This window comes from Sphingomonas sp. Leaf30 (genome assembly GCF_001422525.1).
Classification (GTDB): Bacteria; Pseudomonadota; Alphaproteobacteria; order Sphingomonadales; family Sphingomonadaceae; genus Sphingomonas; species Sphingomonas aerolata.
Genome location: NZ_LMKZ01000005.1, coordinates 150,690 through 166,342, shown reverse-complemented (window position 1 = coordinate 166,342; position 15,653 = coordinate 150,690). Strand labels below are relative to the sequence as shown.

The 15,653-nt window shown below is 67.9% G+C and carries 13 protein-coding genes and 1 pseudogene; 8 read left to right on the top strand and 6 right to left on the bottom strand.

Going from position 1 to position 15,653, the window contains the following annotated elements; all coding sequences use genetic code 11:
- Nucleotide 1 precedes the first annotated feature (1 nt).
- The 4 genes from ASE89_RS10145 to ASE89_RS10130 are packed head-to-tail and all read left to right on the top strand — an operon-like array spanning nucleotide 2 to nucleotide 5,530.
- The gene (locus ASE89_RS10145; RefSeq protein WP_236701699.1) at nucleotides 2–856 is read left to right on the top strand and encodes an FAD:protein FMN transferase; all 855 of its coding nucleotides are present in this window, start codon (nucleotides 2–4) and stop codon (nucleotides 854–856) included.
- Nucleotides 853–2,124: a Gfo/Idh/MocA family protein gene (locus tag ASE89_RS10140; RefSeq protein ID WP_056676955.1), complete on the top strand. Its 1,272-nt coding sequence runs from the start codon at nucleotides 853–855 to the stop codon at nucleotides 2,122–2,124. Before ASE89_RS10145 ends, ASE89_RS10140 begins: the two co-directional genes overlap by 4 nt.
- Before the next feature lie 14 nt (nucleotides 2,125–2,138).
- On the top strand, nucleotides 2,139–3,296 hold the full coding sequence (locus ASE89_RS10135; RefSeq protein WP_056676952.1) for a Gfo/Idh/MocA family protein: 1,158 nt from the start codon (nucleotides 2,139–2,141) through the stop codon (nucleotides 3,294–3,296).
- Entirely contained in the window at nucleotides 3,293–5,530 is a 2,238-nt protein-coding gene (locus tag ASE89_RS10130) for a GH92 family glycosyl hydrolase (protein ID WP_082451382.1), read from the top strand. Before ASE89_RS10135 ends, ASE89_RS10130 begins: the two co-directional genes overlap by 4 nt.
- A 13-nt stretch (nucleotides 5,531–5,543) precedes the next feature.
- Here ASE89_RS10130 and ASE89_RS10125 read toward each other — a convergent pair.
- Nucleotides 5,544–6,694: pseudogene (locus tag ASE89_RS10125) on the bottom strand (cellulase family glycosylhydrolase).
- Nucleotides 6,695–6,951: 257 nt separating this feature from the next.
- Here ASE89_RS10125 and ASE89_RS10120 point away from each other — a divergent pair.
- Together ASE89_RS10120 and ASE89_RS10115 are read left to right on the top strand one after the other, a co-directional pair.
- A complete protein-coding gene (locus ASE89_RS10120; protein ID WP_056676950.1) occupies nucleotides 6,952–7,851 on the top strand; it encodes a 2-dehydro-3-deoxygalactonokinase in 900 nt (299 codons plus the stop codon).
- A complete protein-coding gene (locus tag ASE89_RS10115) occupies nucleotides 7,848–8,483 on the top strand; it encodes a 2-dehydro-3-deoxy-6-phosphogalactonate aldolase (RefSeq protein WP_056676947.1) in 636 nt (211 codons plus the stop codon). Before ASE89_RS10120 ends, ASE89_RS10115 begins: the two co-directional genes overlap by 4 nt.
- Before the next feature lie 33 nt (nucleotides 8,484–8,516).
- Here ASE89_RS10115 and lldD read toward each other — a convergent pair whose 3' ends face one another.
- The 5 genes from lldD to fucP are packed head-to-tail and all read right to left on the bottom strand — an operon-like array spanning nucleotide 8,517 to nucleotide 13,907.
- Nucleotides 8,517–9,650: an FMN-dependent L-lactate dehydrogenase LldD gene (lldD, locus tag ASE89_RS10110; RefSeq protein WP_056676944.1), complete on the bottom strand. Its 1,134-nt coding sequence runs from the start codon at nucleotides 9,648–9,650 to the stop codon at nucleotides 8,517–8,519.
- A 7-nt stretch (nucleotides 9,651–9,657) separates the two neighbouring features.
- The gene (locus ASE89_RS10105; protein ID WP_056676941.1) at nucleotides 9,658–10,947 is read right to left on the bottom strand and encodes an L-fuconate dehydratase; all 1,290 of its coding nucleotides are present in this window, start codon (nucleotides 10,945–10,947) and stop codon (nucleotides 9,658–9,660) included.
- Nucleotides 10,944–11,792: a fumarylacetoacetate hydrolase family protein gene (locus ASE89_RS10100; RefSeq protein WP_056676937.1), complete on the bottom strand. Its 849-nt coding sequence runs from the start codon at nucleotides 11,790–11,792 to the stop codon at nucleotides 10,944–10,946. Before ASE89_RS10100 ends, ASE89_RS10105 begins: the two co-directional genes overlap by 4 nt.
- Before the next feature lie 43 nt (nucleotides 11,793–11,835).
- Complete coding sequence (locus ASE89_RS10095) at nucleotides 11,836–12,576, bottom strand: SDR family oxidoreductase (protein ID WP_056676935.1); 741 nt, start codon at nucleotides 12,574–12,576, stop codon at nucleotides 11,836–11,838.
- A complete protein-coding gene (fucP, locus tag ASE89_RS10090) occupies nucleotides 12,573–13,907 on the bottom strand; it encodes an L-fucose:H+ symporter permease (protein ID WP_236701698.1) in 1,335 nt (444 codons plus the stop codon). Before fucP ends, ASE89_RS10095 begins: the two co-directional genes overlap by 4 nt.
- Before the next feature lie 118 nt (nucleotides 13,908–14,025).
- Between fucP and ASE89_RS10085 the strand changes: the two genes are divergently transcribed.
- Both ASE89_RS10085 and ASE89_RS10080 read left to right on the top strand, forming a co-directional pair.
- Nucleotides 14,026–14,880 carry an amidohydrolase family protein gene (locus ASE89_RS10085; RefSeq protein ID WP_056676929.1) on the top strand — a complete coding sequence of 285 codons (855 nt, stop codon included), beginning with the start codon at nucleotides 14,026–14,028 and terminating at the stop codon, nucleotides 14,878–14,880.
- Nucleotides 14,877–15,653: an SDR family oxidoreductase gene (locus tag ASE89_RS10080; RefSeq protein WP_056676926.1), complete on the top strand. Its 777-nt coding sequence runs from the start codon at nucleotides 14,877–14,879 to the stop codon at nucleotides 15,651–15,653. Before ASE89_RS10085 ends, ASE89_RS10080 begins: the two co-directional genes overlap by 4 nt.

Sequence of the window (15,653 nt, the reverse complement as noted above, 5' to 3'; positions counted from 1 at the left end):
CGTGGGTATCGCCGCGCGGGTCGAGCGCTTCGTCGCGATGGGGACGCGGATCGAGCTTCACGTCTTCGGTGCAGGGTCTGCGGATGCGATCGTCGCCGCGCGACGTGCGATCGAAAGCGTCGACGACGCGCTGACGATCCACCGGCCGTCGCCGACGACCGCGCTCAACGACGAACTGCTCGCCGGGCACGGCGTCGCGATCGACGATCCGGTATTGATCGACGCGCTGGTCGCGATCGACGAGGCACATGCACTGACCGAGGGCCTGTTCGATCCGGCGGCGGATCGCCGGTTCGCCGGGGCGGGCTGGGGCGATCTCGTGTTCGACCGCAGCACCGCGCGGATCGCCGCGACCCGGGCGCTCGCGCTCGATTTCGGCGGGTTCGGCAAGGGTTTCGCGCTCGACCGGGCGTGTGCGGCGTTGCGCAAGGCGGGCGTCGTCTGCGCGTGCCTGTCCGCGGGTGAAAGCTCGATCGCGGTAATCGGGGAGCATCCGCTGGGCGGCGGGTGGCCGTTCGCGATCCCCGATCCGTCGTGCACCGACGCGGTGCTCGTCGAGGTCGAGCTGGTGGACGAGGCGCTGTCGATCTCGACGACGGTCGGCGCGGGGACGCAGGCGCCCGAGCGCGCGGCGATGATCCGCCCCACCGATGGCGGGATCGTGACCGCGGCGCGCTGTACCGTGGCGATCGACCGCAGCGGCGGTGTGGCGGAGGCGATGAGCACCGCGCTGCTCGTCGCCGATGCGGCGCGCGCGCGACGCCTGCTCGACGCGGCGCCGGCGCGGCGATTCCTGTACGATCTTTCCAAGGCCGCGGCGCGGACCGACGACACAGCAAGGATGCAAGCGGCATGACCGACAAGGATTTCGACCTCTCGCGGCGATCGTTCATCGATCGCGTGCTGACGGCGACGGCGGGCGCGGGGATGGCGACCGCCGCACCCTGGGCGGTGTCCGCGGCTTCCGCGGCGGCGGGTGCCGAGCCGGTCAAGTCGAACCCGGTGCGGCTGGGCGTGATCGGCACGGGTGACCGCGGTCGCGCGCTGATCCAGAACATCGCCAAGTCACGCAACTGCACCGTCGTCGCGATCTGCGACAGCTATGCGCCGAACCTCGTCAAGGCGCAGCAATGGGCGCCGACCGCGCGGCGCTTTGCCGATCACCGCGCGATGCTCGATGCGCGCGGGATCGACGCGGTGGTCATCGCGACGCCGCTCGATACGCATGCGAAGCTCTGTTTCGACGCGTTCGACGCCGGGCTGCACGTGTGGTGCGAAAAGGCGATGGCACGGACGATCGCCGATTGCGGCGCGATGATCACGCGCGCCAAGGCGGCGGGCAAGATCCTGCAGATCGGGCATCAGCGGATGTTCCACCCGACCTACCTGAACGCGTTGAAGCGCGCTCGGGCGGGCGAGATCGGCACGCTGACGCAGATCCGCGCGAGCTGGCACCGCAACAATGCCTGGCGCCGCGCCGTGCCCGCCGATGCGAACGACCGGCAGATCAACTGGCGGCTGTACCGCGACCGGTCGGCAGGGCTGATGACCGAGCTGGCGACGCATCAGCTTCAGGTCGGCAACTGGTTCCTCGATGCGGTACCGACGCGGGTGATCGGGTCGGGCAGCATCTGTTTCTGGAAGGATGGCCGCGAGGTCTATGACCATGTCGCGCTGATCTACGAATATAGCGGCGGGCGGAAGCTGATCTACACCTCGCTGCTCAACAATGCGCGCTATGGCTGCGAGGAGCAGATCCAGGGCAGCAAGGGGACGATCGAGCCCGAGCTGGGACGCATCTATCAGGAGGTGCCCGCCAAGGTGCTGGCGTTGCAGCGGATGCACAAGGACGTCGCGCGCGGGCACAAGCGCACCGTGCCGATCGGCGGCGCGACCTGGTTCCCCGAGCTGCCCGTGACGACGCCCGGCGAGTCGCTCGGCTGGGGCGAATATGACGAGACGATGCTCCAGTTCGAGGGCTTTGGCGAGGCGGTGCGCGCGGGCAAGCCGCTGCCCGGCCTGTTGCGCCAGGCCTATCAGGCGAGCGTCGCGTCGCTGCTCGGCGAGCAGGCGATGGACCAAAATCAAGCAATGACCTGGCCGACGAACCTGGTCGCGATCTGAAAGGGGATAGAGCTGTGAGCGACACCAACCGCCGGGGACTTCTCGGGCTCGGACTGACCGCCGGACTGGCCGCGGGCTTCGCCGCCGACGCGTTCGCGCAATCCGCCACGCGCGGCGACGCGCCGACCGAAGCGGCGATGGCCAAGCCCGCGCCCGAAGCCAAATACCGCGTGCCGTTCGCGGTGATCGGGATGGACCACAACCATATCTATGGCGTCACCGACGCGGTGATCCGCGGCGGCGGCGTGCTGACCGCTTTCTACGCGACCGATCCCAAGCAGATCGCGATGTTCCGCAAGCGCTATGGCGACATCAAGCTGGCGCGGTCCGAGCAGGAGATCCTCGACGACCGCGCGATCAAGCTGGTGTGCAGCGCGGCGATCCCCGTGCTGCGCGCGCCGCTGGGCATCCGCGTGATGCGCGCGGGCAAGGATTATCTGAGCGACAAGGCCGCGGTCGTGACGCTGAAGCAGCTCGCCGACGTCCGCCGCGCGATCCGCGAGACGGGGCGCAAGTTCGCGATAATGTATTCCGAACGGCTCGAGGTGCCCGCTGCGGTGATGGCGGGGCAGCTCGTCCATGACGGCGCGATCGGGCGTGTGATCCAGACGATCAACCTCGCGCCGCACCGCCTGTCCGCGTCGAGCCGCCCCGACTGGTTCTGGGATCCGGCGCGCAACGGCGGCATCCTGACCGATGTCGGCAGCCACCAGGCGGACCAGTTCGTCTATCTGACGGGCACCAAGCGCGCGCAGGTGCTCGCGTCGCAGACGGGCAATTTCGGCAATCCCGCGCATCCCAAGTTCGAGGATTTCGGCGACATGATGCTGAGCGGTGATGGCGGGGCGGGCTATGTCCGCGTCGACTGGTTCACGCCCGACGGCCTGTCGACCTGGGGCGACGGCCGCCTCTTCATCCTCGGCACCGAGGGCTATATCGAGCTGCGCAAATATGTGGACATCGCGGGACGCCCGGGCGGCAACCACCTGCTGATCGCGGACAAGAAGGGGACGCGCTATCTCGATTGTTCGAAGGTGCCGCTGCCGTTCGGGCCGCAGTTCGTGACCGACCTGGTCGAACGCACGTCGGTGGCGCAGGATCAGGAGGGCGCGCTGCTCGCGGCCGAACTCGTGCTGACCGCGGAGGCGCGTGCGACTCCGGCGAAGCGATGACGGCGTGCCGCGGTGCGGCGGCCCGCACGGTGCTGCATGTCATCGGGGTCGGCCTGGCGCTCGCGGCGGCCCCACCAGCCGGAGCGGGGCAGGGTCGCGATCCGCTGCCGCTCAGCGACTATGTCGATCCGCTGATCGGTACCGGGGACGACGACGCGGGCGACACGATCCCGGGGCCGACGCTGCCCGCAGGCTCGATCCACCCGAGCCCGAACACGATCACCGCGACGACCAGCAATGCGGGCTATGACCGCGCCGCACCGCTGAGCGGGTTTGCGCAGCTGCATACGCAGGGGTCGGGCGGGGTGCCGAGCTATGGCACGTTCCTCGTCTCGCCGCAGACGGGGCCGCTCGCGACGACCGAGGCCGAGCATCTCTCGCCCAAGCGCGACGAGCACGCGCGGGCGGACGGCTACCGCGTGACGCTCGCGCGCTATGACACCGACGTCGAGATCGCGCCCGCGCACCATGCTGCGCTGTACCGCTTCACCTTTCCGGACAGCGGCGAGGCGCATCTGCTGTTCGACGTGACGCGCAAGATCATGGGCGAGCTCGGCACCGCGGGATCCGAGGTGACGCTGTATCCCGAGCAGGGCAAGATCGTCGGGCGAGTCCGCACGCGGCATTACTGGTCGCCCGCGGAGGTCGATATCTGGTTCGTCGCCAGGGTCGACGCGAAGCCGACCGCCTGGGGAGTCGAACGCGCCAACGTCCGCACCCCCGGCGCGACGCGCGCGAGCGCGCCCGCCGACCAGCCGCTACGCGCCTGGTGGACGTTCGGCAGCGCGGGTCGCGAGCCCGTCACGATGAAGATCGCGGTCTCCTTCGCCAGCGCGGCGCGCGCAGAAGAGCTGCTCGCACAGGATCTGCCCGGCTGGGACATGGCCGCGGTTCGCAGCGCGGCGGGCAAGGCGTGGAACGATGCGCTGGGGCGGATCACGATTGACGGGGTCGGCGCGGCGGACCGGCGGCGCTTCTACACGGCACTTTACCACAGCGTCATCCAGCCGCGCGACCGCACGCAGGACCAGGCGGACACCGAGCGCGCGTCGCCGCTGTACGACGATCATTATACGCTGTGGGACACGTACCACACGGTCTATCCGCTGATGTCGCTGATCCGGCCCAGCACCTATGCGGGCGTGATCGGATCGTTCGTGCGGACGTGGAAACGCTATGGCGCGGCGGATACCGCGTTCATCGCCGGGCGCAATTTCCATGTCGGCCAGGCGGGCGACGAGGTCGACAATGTGATCGGCGAGGGGTTCCTGCGCGGTGTTCCCGGCGTCGACTGGCAGAAGGCGGCGAACGTCGTCCTGTTCAACGCGTTCGAGCGGCGCCGGCCGCGCTATCTGGTCGACGGCTATTTCGCGGTCGACGATCGCAGCCCCGAGGGCACGCCGCAGCGGTCGCGCTCGGGATCGGCGACGATGGGCATGGCGCTCAACGATTATTATGCGGCTAAGGTGGCGGCAGGCACGGGGCATGCGGCCGAAGCCGCGCTGCTCGGGGTGCGCGCGGGCAACTGGCGCAACGTCTGGGATCCGCGCGCGGCGAGCGACGGGTATACCGGGTTCGTGGGGCCGCGCTTTGCCAATGGGCGGTTTCAGCCGAACGACCCCAAGCGCGGCTGGGACGGCAAGACGCACGACAATTTCGGCTTTTACGAGGGGACGGGCTGGATCTACTCCTATGCTGCGGTCCACGACGTTCCGGGCATGGTCGCGATCATGGGTGGGCGCGCGGCGTTTACGCGGCGGTTGCAGCATGCGTTCGACGCGGGGCTGATCGACTTCACCAACGAGCCGTCCTTCTCGACGCCCTGGCTGTTCAGCGAGGTCGGGCGCCCCGATCTCGCGAGCAAATATGCCGATATCGTCTTCCGGCGATTTACCGCGGACGCCTATCCCGGCGACGAGGACAGCGGCGCGATGAGTTCGCATTACGTGTTCAACCGCCTCGGTCTGTTCCCCAAGCTCGGCAGCGACCTCTATTACCTCCACGCGCCGCACCAGCCGCAGAGCCGGATCACGCTCGAGAGCGGGCGGACCTTCACGATCGTCGCGCGCGGGCAGGGGGCGGGGACGCGCTATATCCGCGCGGCGCGGCTCGACGGGCGACCGCTCGACACGCCGTTCGTGTCGCAGGCCGCGATCCTGCAGGGCGGGACGCTCGAGCTCGAGCTGGGTCGTACGCCGAACGACTGGGGTCGCGCGGCGTCGTTACTGCCCTGAGACACGATCGGCGTCAGCGCCGGTATGCGTCGGGTTCGCCGGGAACCACGGTCTTTGGTGCCGCGCTCAGCCGGCGGATCAGGTCGGTCTCCGCCTTGCGATACGGCGTGCCGTCGGCGCGGAAGACCTCGTGGAACCAGATCGTCGGCTCCTCCATCACATAGGGCTTCTTCCAGCTGTCCCAAGGCAGCCGCGTCTGCGTCTTGCCGTCGACGAACCCCCAGTTCATCATCGCGACATTGTAGCGCTTGGCGATCGGCAGCGAGCCGTCGAACGTCGAACCGTTGCCGCGCGCCATATATTCGGTGCACAGGATCGGCCGGTCATACGGCAGCAACTGGCGCACGCGCGCCTCGAACGTCTCGGGCCAGCTGTAATCGTGGAAGCTGATGACATCGGACTGGCCCAGCTGGAGCGTCTCCATCGGCGACAGCTTGCCACCGGAGTCCAGTCGTCATGCTGCCACACGCCCGACGTCAGCGGCTGCGACGGGTCGGCGTCGCGCGCCCAGTCGAACGCCTGAGCGAGAAGCGCGCGGACAAGCGGTTCCTTGCCCTCCTGGCCCTTATACTGGTCGGCGCCGTTGTCGGGTTCGTTCCAGACGTCCCAGCCAAGGATGCGGTCGTCTTTGGCGAACGCCCCGACAATTCCCTGCACATAGGCCTTGTACGCGGGGTAGCGGCTTTGGTCGCGCAATCCCGGCAGGCCAGGACCCTGCACCCAGCCCGAATTGTGGACGCCGGGGATCGGCGGATGCTGGGGCCCGAGCCTGGGATCGGGATCCCAGCAGCTGTCGAACAGCACGAACAGCGGGCGGATGCCGTGCGCGTGCGCGATCGTCAGGAACGCGTCGATGCGGCGCTTGAAGCCTTCGGGATCCTGGACCCAGAGCTGGTCGTGGAGGAACACGCGCATCGTGTTCATCCCGATCGCTTGGGCGAGGCCGAATTCGTGATCGATCCGCTTGGGATCCCAGGTCGCCGCCTGCCACATTTCGAGCTGGTTGATCGCGGAGGCAGGGGTGTAGTTCGCGCCGACCAGCCAGGGTTGGCTGGCGTACCAGGCCTTGGCCCGCGTCTCGGTCCAGCGCGGGCGTGCATCGGCGGTGCCAACGCATAGCACAGTCGACGTCGCCGCGAGCGCGGCCAGCAATAGCTTGCCCATGTCATCCTCCCCTGTCGGTCATTCTCGTTGCAGATCAGGTACGTCTGGCCGAATTGAACGAAGGCCGGGCCGGTCATCGCGGATACGGCGAGGCAATTGCTTCTTCGTCGCACATAATTATAGGATTAGTAATAGGCGTCGCGCGGGTCAGCGGCGGCCAAGAACGGGAGCCCGGTTCTGGAAAAGCGTTTGTCCTCACCCGATCGGGTGATCGCAGCGATTCAGCTATTCGCCGTCAGCCACGTTAGGCGCGATCGATGAGCTATACCGTCGCTGGCGACTGGGGCACGAGCAACCTGCGGCTCTACCGGATCGAAGACGGTGCGGTCGTTGATCGTGCCGCGGGGCCAGGTATCGGGGACCTTGGCGGCCAGACTCCCGATCAGGTACTGCGCGGCGCGCTCGCAGGCTGGCGCGAAACATCGGAGCCGCGCGCGATCCATCTCTGCGGCATGGTGGGGTCGCGCAACGGCTGGATCGAGATTCCCTATGTCGACTGTCCTGCCGGTCCGGCGACCTGGGCGGCGGGATCGGCGCGCGCAATGGTCGACCGGATCCCCGTCACGATCGGCGCGGGGCTTGCCTGCACGCGCGGCTCTGGCGCACCCGATGTGATGCGCGGCGAGGAAACACAGATCTTCGGTGCGATGGCGCTTATGCCCGAGCTTGCATCCGGGCGTCATCTGATCGCGCTACCCGGTACGCACAGCAAATGGGCGAGTGTCGAGGACGGCCGGGTGACCGGGTTCCAGACGTTCGTGACGGGCGAGCTGTTCGCGCTGCTGCGGCGGCATTCGACGTTGACGCGTGCGGCGGCGGATGATGGCGCGGCCGAGGATGACGCCATCGGTTTCGACGCTGGGCTCGACCGTATCGCCGAGGGCGGGCATTTGCTCGGCGCGCTGTTCGAGACGCGGGCAGCGCAACTGCGCACGGGGGCCAGCGGCCGCTGGGCACTAGGGTTCCTGTCGGGGCTGGTCATCGGCGCCGAGATCGCCGAGATCCTGCCCGCGGCCACCGGCACCATCACGCTGATCGGTGATCCGGCGCTCGCTGACCGCTATGGCCGGGCGCTCGCGGCGCGCGGCCTTGGCGCTACCGTTCATACCGGCGAAGCCTGTGCGCTTGCCGGTCTTGCCTTGCTGGAGACACCATGACCGTCGATGATCTGCTAGCATCGGGCACCGCGCCCATCGTCGCCATCCTGCGCGGCGTCGCACCCGACGAGGTGCTGGCGATCGGCGAGACGCTGGTCGACGCCGGCATCCGCCTGATCGAGGTGCCGTTCAACTCGCCAGACCCGGCGACGAGCATCCGCATGTTGCAGCAGGCGTTCGGCGATCGGGCCGCGATCGGCGGGGGGACGGTGCTCGACATCGCCGCGGTCGAGGCGCTGGCCGCGACCGGCGGCACGATCATGGTGACCCCAAACACCAACCCCGCCGTCATCGCCCGCGGCGTTGAACTCGGGCTCGAGCCCATGCCCGGGTTCGTCACGCCGAGCGAGGCGTTCCAGGCGATCGCCGCGGGTGCACGACGCCTGAAGCTGTTTCCCGCGGTCGCGTTCGGACCCGCTTATCTGAAGGCGGTGCGCGAGATCCTGCCGAAGACCGTCCGTGTCTGGGCAGTCGGCGGCACGGGGGCGGACAATCTCGCCGATTGGCTGGCGGCGGGTGCCGAGGGGATCGGCGTCGGTGGCGCGCTCTACAAGCCCGGCGACAGCGCCGCCACCGTCGGCACGCGCGCCCGCGCACTCGTCGCAGCCTGGCAGGCGGCGCGGTCCGTGTAACGCGGGGCTTGGGTAGCGCGGTCGTCCGCAATCCTAGGCCAGGATAGTCCGATCGATATCGGCGATCCGGCGGACGCCGGTCAGTGCCATTGCGACGCGCATCTCGCGTTCGATCAGCGTCAAGAGCAGGTCGACCCCGGCCTCGCCCCGCGCGGCAAGCGCATAGACCCAGGCACGGCCGAGCAGCACGCCCTCCGCGCCCAATGCCAGCATTCGCACGACGTCGAGGCCTGACCTCACGCCGGAGTCCGCCAGCACCGTGACCTGGCCGCGGACCGCGTCCGCGATTGCCGGCAATGCGCGTGCGGTCGACAGGACTCCGTCGAGCTGGCGGCCGCCATGGTTGGAAACGATGATGCCGTCCGCGCCGATCTTCACCGCCTCGCGCGCGTCCTCGACGTCGAGGATGCCCTTGATGATCAGCGGCCCGTCCCAGGCCGAGCGGATCCATTCGAGATCGGCCCAGCCGATCGACGGATCGAAGTTCGCGCCGAGCCAGCCCATATAATCGTTGAGCCCGCTGTTGCTGCCGAGCACGGGTTCGAGGTTGCCGAGCTTGTGCGGCCGTCCGCGCAGACCGACGTCCCACGCCCAGCCGGGCCGGCCCATCGCCTGCAGGGCGCGCTTCAAGGGGGCGCCTGCGCCGGACATGCCGGAATGCGCGTCGCGGTACCGCGCGCCCGGGACTGGCATGTCGACGGTGAAGACGAGTGCTTCCGCGCCGATCTGTTTCGCCGTGGCGATCAGGTCGCGCATGAACGCCCGGTCGCGGATCACGTAGAGCTGGAACCACAGCGCGCCCGTGCCGCTCGCCTGCTTGACCTCCGACAAGGGACAGATCGAAACCGTCGACAGGCAGAAGGGGACGCCCGCGGTGGTCGCCGCGCGCGCGGCCTGGGTTTCACCGCGCCGATGATACATGCCGCTGATCCCGACCGGGCCGAGCGCAACGGGCAGCGCCATCGTCCGCCCGAACAGCGACGTCGTCAGATCGATGTCGGCAACGTCGCGCAGCACGCGCTGGCGCAGCGCAATGTCGGCGAGGTCGTCGACATTGCGCCGCAGTGTCTGCTCCGCATAGGCGCCGCCATCCGCATAATCGAACAGGAAGCGCGGCAGCCGCCGTCGGGCGGCTTCGCGGAAGTCGTGCGTCGAGGCGATGATCATGACGCGATCAGTATCGCACTTCCGCCGATACCGCATAGCGTTCGAGCGATGCGGGCTTCATCTCGATCGAATAGCCCGGCCGCGTCGGCGGCATATAGGCGGCATCGCGGATGACGCAGGGATCGACGAAATGCTCGTGCAGATGATCGACATATTCGATCACCCGACCCTCGCGCGTGCCCGAAAAGCACAGATAGTCGATCATCGACAGATGCTGGACATATTCGCACAGTCCCACGCCGCCGGCATGCGGACAGACCGGCAGTTCGTGCTTGGCCGCCATCAGCAGGACCGCGAGCACCTCGTTGACGCCGCCGAGACGGCACGCGTCGATCTGCACGACGTCGATCGCGCCCGCGTCCATGAACTGTTTGAACAGGATGCGGTTCTGGCACATCTCGCCAGTCGCGACCTTGACCGATCCGATCCCGCGGCGGATCTTGGCATGGCCCAGCACGTCGTCGGGGCTGGTCGGCTCCTCAATGAACCACGGGTTCGCAAAGGCGAGCGCGTTGACCCATTCGATCGCCTGGTCGACCTCCCAGATCTGGTTGGCGTCGATCATCAGCTTGGCATCGGGACCGATCGCCTCGCGCGCGATCCGCAGCCGGCGGATATCGTCGTCGAGATCGCGCCCGACCTTCAGCTTGATATGATCGAACCCGGCATCGACCGCCTCGCGCGCCAGCCGGTAGAGCTTCTCGTCCGAATAGCCGAGCCAGCCCGCTGACGTCGTGTAGCAGGGAAAGCCCTCGGCCTTGAGCGTCGCGATGCGCTCCGCCTTGCCCTCGGCCCGCTTGGTCAGCAGCGCGAGCGCCTCGTCGGGCGTGATGCAGTCGGTGATGTAGCGGAAGTCGATCGTGCGGACGAGTTCCTCGGGCGTCATGTCCGCGACCAGCTGCCAGACCGGCTTGCCGACGCTTTTTGCCCACAGGTCCCATACCGCGTTGACGACGGCGCCGGTCGCCAGGTGAATGGCGCCCTTGTCGGGGCCGATCCAGCGCAACTGGCTGTCATTGGTGACATGGTGCCAGAACCGCCCGGCATCCGCCGCGATCCAGTCGAGGTCGAGCCCGATGACCCGCTCGCGCAGTGCGCCGATCGCGGCGACGCAGATCTCGTTGCCGCGCCCGATCGTGAAGGTCAGGCCGTGCCCTTCCAGCCCGGCCGTGTTCGTCTCCAGCACGACATAGGCGGCGGAATAATCGGGGTCGGGATTCATCGCGTCCGACCCGTCAAGCGAGAGGCTGGTCGGGAAGCGGACGTCGCGAATACGCAGCCCGGTGATCGTCGTCATGCGCGCGATTCCACGACGCGCTGGGTCTGCTCGCCAAGGCCGTCGATGCCGAGGCGCATGACATTGCCCACCGCCAGATATTTGGGCGGCTTCTGGCCGAGGCCGACGCCCGGGGGCGTGCCGGTCGAGATCACGTCGCCCGACTGGAGGCTCATGAAGCGGCTGAGATAGGACACGATCTCGGCCACCCCGAACACCATCGTCGCGGTGGTGCCGTCCTGGTATTTGTGACCGTCGACCTCGAGCCACAGCCGCAGCGCCTGCGGATCGGGGACCTCATCGGCAGTGACCAGCCAAGGGCCGATCGGGCCGAACGTGTCGCAGCCCTTGCCCTTGTCCCAAGTACCGCCGCGCTCGAGCTGATATTCGCGTTCGCTGACATCGTTGATGACGCAATAGCCGGCGACATGCGCCATCGCATCGGCTTCGTCGATATAGCGCCCGGGCTTGCCGATCACGACGCCGAGTTCGACTTCCCAGTCGAGCTTGGTCGAGCCGCGGGGCATTTCGACCGCGTCGTCGGGGCCGCAGATCGCGCTGGTCCATTTGTTGAAGACGACCGGCTCCTTGGGCACATCCATCCCGCTTTCGGCGGCGTGATCGCTGTAGTTGAGGCCGATGCAGATGAACTTGCCGACCGCGCCGACGCACGCGCCGTAGCGCGGCGTGCCGTCGACCAGCGGCAACGTCGCCGGGTCGATCGCGGCCAGCGTCGCGATCCCCTCGGGCGTCAGCGTGTCGCCGGCAATGTCGCCCACGATCCCCGACAGATCGCGGATCGCACCATCGGCATCGAGCATGCCGGGCTTTTCATGGCCGATCGGGCCGTAGCGTAACAGTTTCATGGAGCGAACGTCCTCTGGTTCTAGGTCGTGGGGAAGGGGGTGGTTAGTTGACCCAGCCGCCGTCGATGACATGGGTTGTGCCGGTGGTGAATGCACTCTCGTCGGACGCAAGGTACAGCGCGAGGGCTGCGATCTCCTCGGGGCGGCCAAGGCGGCCGACGGGCTGGCGCGCGACGAAGGCGGCGGTCGCCTCTTCGAGCGGAATGCCGGCCGCGCTCGCCTGTTCTGCGACACGCTGGCGCAGCGACGGGGAGTCGATCGTGCCCGGGCAGATCGCGTTGCAGCGGACGCCGCGCAGGACATAATCCGCCGCGATCGCCTTAGTCAGGCCGATCACCGCGGCCTTGGTCGTGCCATAGGCGAAGCGATTGGGAATGCCCTTTACGCTCGAGGCGATCGAGGCGAGATTGACGATCGATCCGCTGCCCTGGGCGAGCATGCCCGGCAGGAGGGCCCGGCACAGCCGGTACATCGACGTGACGTTCAGCGTCATCGAAAAGGCAAAGGCGTCCTCGTCGCAGGCCAGGATATCGCCCGCATGGACATAGCCTGCACCGTTGACGAGGATGTCGATGTCGCCGATCTGCGCCGGCAGCGCCGCGACCGCTTCTGCATCGGTGACGTCGAGCATGATGGGCGTGACGCCCGGGACCGTCGCGAGCAGTTCGCCGTTCAGGTCGGCGGCGTAGACCGTCGCGCCCTGTGCGACGAACCCCTCCGCGATCGATCGGCCGATGCCCTGTGCCGCAGCGGTCACCAGCGCGCGTTTACCGTTCAGTCTCAATGGATCGTCCTCATGGTAGGGGAAAGGGGGGCGTCGGTCGCGCCGCGCGCGAACAGCGCGACGACCGCGAAACAGACCAGCGGCAACGCCATCGCGACGTGCAGGCCGCCCGCTGCGCCGGCGATCAGGCCCATCACCGGGGGCACCAGCGCGCCACCGATGATCGCCATGATGATCAGCGAGGAGCCGATCGTCGCGCGCGGTCCGAGATCGCGGACGCCGAGCGCGAAGATGGTAGGGAACATGATCGACATGAAGAAGCTGGTCAGCCCCAGCGCACCGACCGCGATCCAGCCGCCCGACAGCATCGCCACCGCGCAGAGCGCGATGTTGGCGACCGCGCACGCGAACAGCAACCGGGTCGCCGGCAGCCTGTGCATCAGCGCTGCACCGATGAACCGCCCAGCCATGAACAGCACGAGGCTGAGCGACAGGAGATAGGCAGCCGAACGCTCGGGCGTGGCGGGGAGGCTGTCCTTCACGAAATCGACGAAGAAGCTCCAGATCCCGACCTGTGCGCCGACATAGAAGAACTGCGCGACCACCGCGCGCCACAGCCCCGGCGCGCGCAGGACCGTGAACAGCCCGTCATGCGCGCTGTCGTCGGTCTTGGTGTCGAGCGTGGGAAGGCGGACCAGTGCGATGGCGACGCCGACCAGCACAACGATGATCGCCAGCAGCAGATACGGCACTTGCACCATGCGCGCCTCGGCGACGCGATAGGCAACCAGCTGCGCCTGCGGCATCGTCGTCAGCGTCGCCGCGTCATGCTCGACGCCTGAGAAGATGAACAGACCGCCGATCGTCGGGGCGAGCACCGCGCCGAAGCCGTTGAACGCCTGGGCGAGGTTCAGCCGCTGCGAGGCGCGCGCCGGATCGCCGAACGCGACGATATAGGGATTGGCGGCGGTTTCCAGGAAGGCCGCACCTGACGCCAGCACGAACAGCGCGCCGAGGAAGGCCGCATATTCGCGGACTTCGGCGGCAGGCCAGAACAGCAAAGCGCCGATCGCGTACAGCCCCAGCCCGGTCAATATGCCTGCGCGGTATCCGAAGCGGCGCATGACCAGACCCGCGGGCAGCGCCATTACGAAATAGCCGACATAGAAGACGAACTGGATCAGGCCGGCCTGCGCGCGGTTGAGGTCGAGCGCCTTCTGGAACTGGCGAATCAGGATGTCGTTGAAGTTGTTGGCAAGCGCCCAAAGGAAGAACAGGCTGGTGACGAGGATGAAGCCCGTCCGAAATCCCGGCCGGATGAAACGCCCGGTGCTCGTCGCGGTGTCAGCTATGTCGGCCATGTGGCTCGAGCCCTTCGCAGCGTGTGCCATGACATCCTCTCTTCGTCGCCTCTGGTGCGATTGCCGCCATCATAGGCCTTGAGAGAGGTTTGCATATATAAAAAATCATGTCACAGGTGAGCAACAAGTGAAGGGATGCAAAAGCCCGATGGTGAAGAGGATCGATGCGCACCAGCATTTCTGGCGCTATCGCACGGCGGAGTATGACTGGATCCAGCCCGGCAGTGCGCTTGCGCGCGACCGGCTCCCGGTCGACATCCGGCCCGCGCTGGAGGCCGCCGCGTTCGACGGCTGCATCGCGGTGCAGGCCTGCCACAGCGCGGCGGAGACCGACTGGCTGCTCGCGCTCGCGGACGCGACTCCCTGGATCATGGGTGTCGTCGGCTGGGTCGACCTGACTGCGCCCGACGTCGCACCCCAGCTCGACCGTCACGCATCGCGGTCGCTTGTGGGCATACGGCACATCGCGCAGGACGAACCTGACCCGCGCTATCTGCTGCGCGAGGATGTCCTGCGCGGCGTGCGGACGATCCTGTCGCGCGATCTCGCCTATGACATACTCGTCCGCGGGCCGGCACAGCTCGCATGCGTTCCCGACCTGCTCGAAGCGGCCGGGCCGGGGTCGCTGGTGCTCGATCATGGCGGCAAGCCCGACATCGCGGGTGGCGAATGGGGCCCCTGGGCCCGGACGATCGCAGCCATCGCCGCCGTTCCAGGCGTCACCTGCAAACTGTCGGGGCTGGTGACCGAGGCCGATCACGCCGCCTGGTCGCCCACCGACATCGCGCGGTATCTCGACCATCTGCTCGCCTGCTTCGGACCGGACCGGCTGATCTTCGGATCCGACTGGCCGGTGTGCCTGTTTGCCGCCGAGCATGCGGCGGTGGTCGACCTGATCGAAACCTTCGTCGCGCGCGCGTGCCCGGGGCATCGCGATGCGATCTTTGGCGGCACGGCGGCGCGCGTCTACCGCCTGACACCTATCGAGGATGGACTATCATGAAGCTCGGACTCGACGGTAAACTGGTGATCGTCACCGGCGGTGGCGCCGGGATCGGCGGCGCGATCTCGACCCTGCTCGCGGAGGAGGGCGCGATCCCCGCGATCCTCGGGCGCAGCGCGCTCGACCCCGCGTTCGAGGCGAATATCCGTGCGCTTCAGCCCGCGACGATGTTCATCCGTACCGAGATGACCGACGATGTCGCCTGCGCCGCGGCAGTCGCGCAGATCGTCGCGGCGGGGCACGGCATCCATGGCCTGGTCAACAATGCGGGCGCCAATGACGGGATCGGGCTTGAGGCGGGAACGGCGGCCTTCCTCGCCTCGCTGGTCGCCAATGTCGGCCATTATTACGGCATGGCGCATCATTGCCTGCCGCACCTGAAGGCCAGCCGCGGCGCGATCGTCAACATCTCGTCGAAGACCGCGCTGACCGGGCAGGGCCAGACCAGCGGCTATGTCGCCGCCAAGGCCGCCCAGCTCGGCCTGACGCGCGAATGGGCGGCGGCGCTGGTCGGCGACGGCGTCCGCGTCAACGCGGTGCTCCCTGCCGAGGTGATGACGCCGCTCTATCGCGCGTGGATCGACACGTTCGACGATCCGCAGGCCAAGCTCGACGAGATCGCGGGCAACATTCCGCTTGGCCGGCGGCTGACGACCGACCGCGAGATTGCCGATACCGTGGTGTTCCTGCTGTCGGCGCGGTCGTCGCACACGACCGGGCAGTGGATCATCCCCGATGGCGGCTACACGCATCTCGACCGCACGCTGACCTGA

Coding starts and splice junctions, on each gene's coding strand:
- ASE89_RS10120 (WP_056676950.1), top strand. CDS start 6,952: ATGAGCTATACCGTCGCTGGCGACTGGGGCACGAGCAACCTGCGGCTC.
- ASE89_RS10080 (WP_056676926.1), top strand. CDS start 14,877: ATGAAGCTCGGACTCGACGGTAAACTGGTGATCGTCACCGGCGGTGGC.
- fucP (WP_236701698.1), bottom strand. CDS start 13,907: ATGGCACACGCTGCGAAGGGCTCGAGCCACATGGCCGACATAGCTGAC.
- ASE89_RS10130 (WP_082451382.1), top strand. CDS start 3,293: ATGACGGCGTGCCGCGGTGCGGCGGCCCGCACGGTGCTGCATGTCATC.
- ASE89_RS10140 (WP_056676955.1), top strand. CDS start 853: ATGACCGACAAGGATTTCGACCTCTCGCGGCGATCGTTCATCGATCGC.
- ASE89_RS10085 (WP_056676929.1), top strand. CDS start 14,026: ATGGTGAAGAGGATCGATGCGCACCAGCATTTCTGGCGCTATCGCACG.
- ASE89_RS10105 (WP_056676941.1), bottom strand. CDS start 10,947: ATGACGACGATCACCGGGCTGCGTATTCGCGACGTCCGCTTCCCGACC.
- lldD (WP_056676944.1), bottom strand. CDS start 9,650: ATGATCATCGCCTCGACGCACGACTTCCGCGAAGCCGCCCGACGGCGG.
- ASE89_RS10100 (WP_056676937.1), bottom strand. CDS start 11,792: ATGAAACTGTTACGCTACGGCCCGATCGGCCATGAAAAGCCCGGCATG.
- ASE89_RS10115 (WP_056676947.1), top strand. CDS start 7,848: ATGACCGTCGATGATCTGCTAGCATCGGGCACCGCGCCCATCGTCGCC.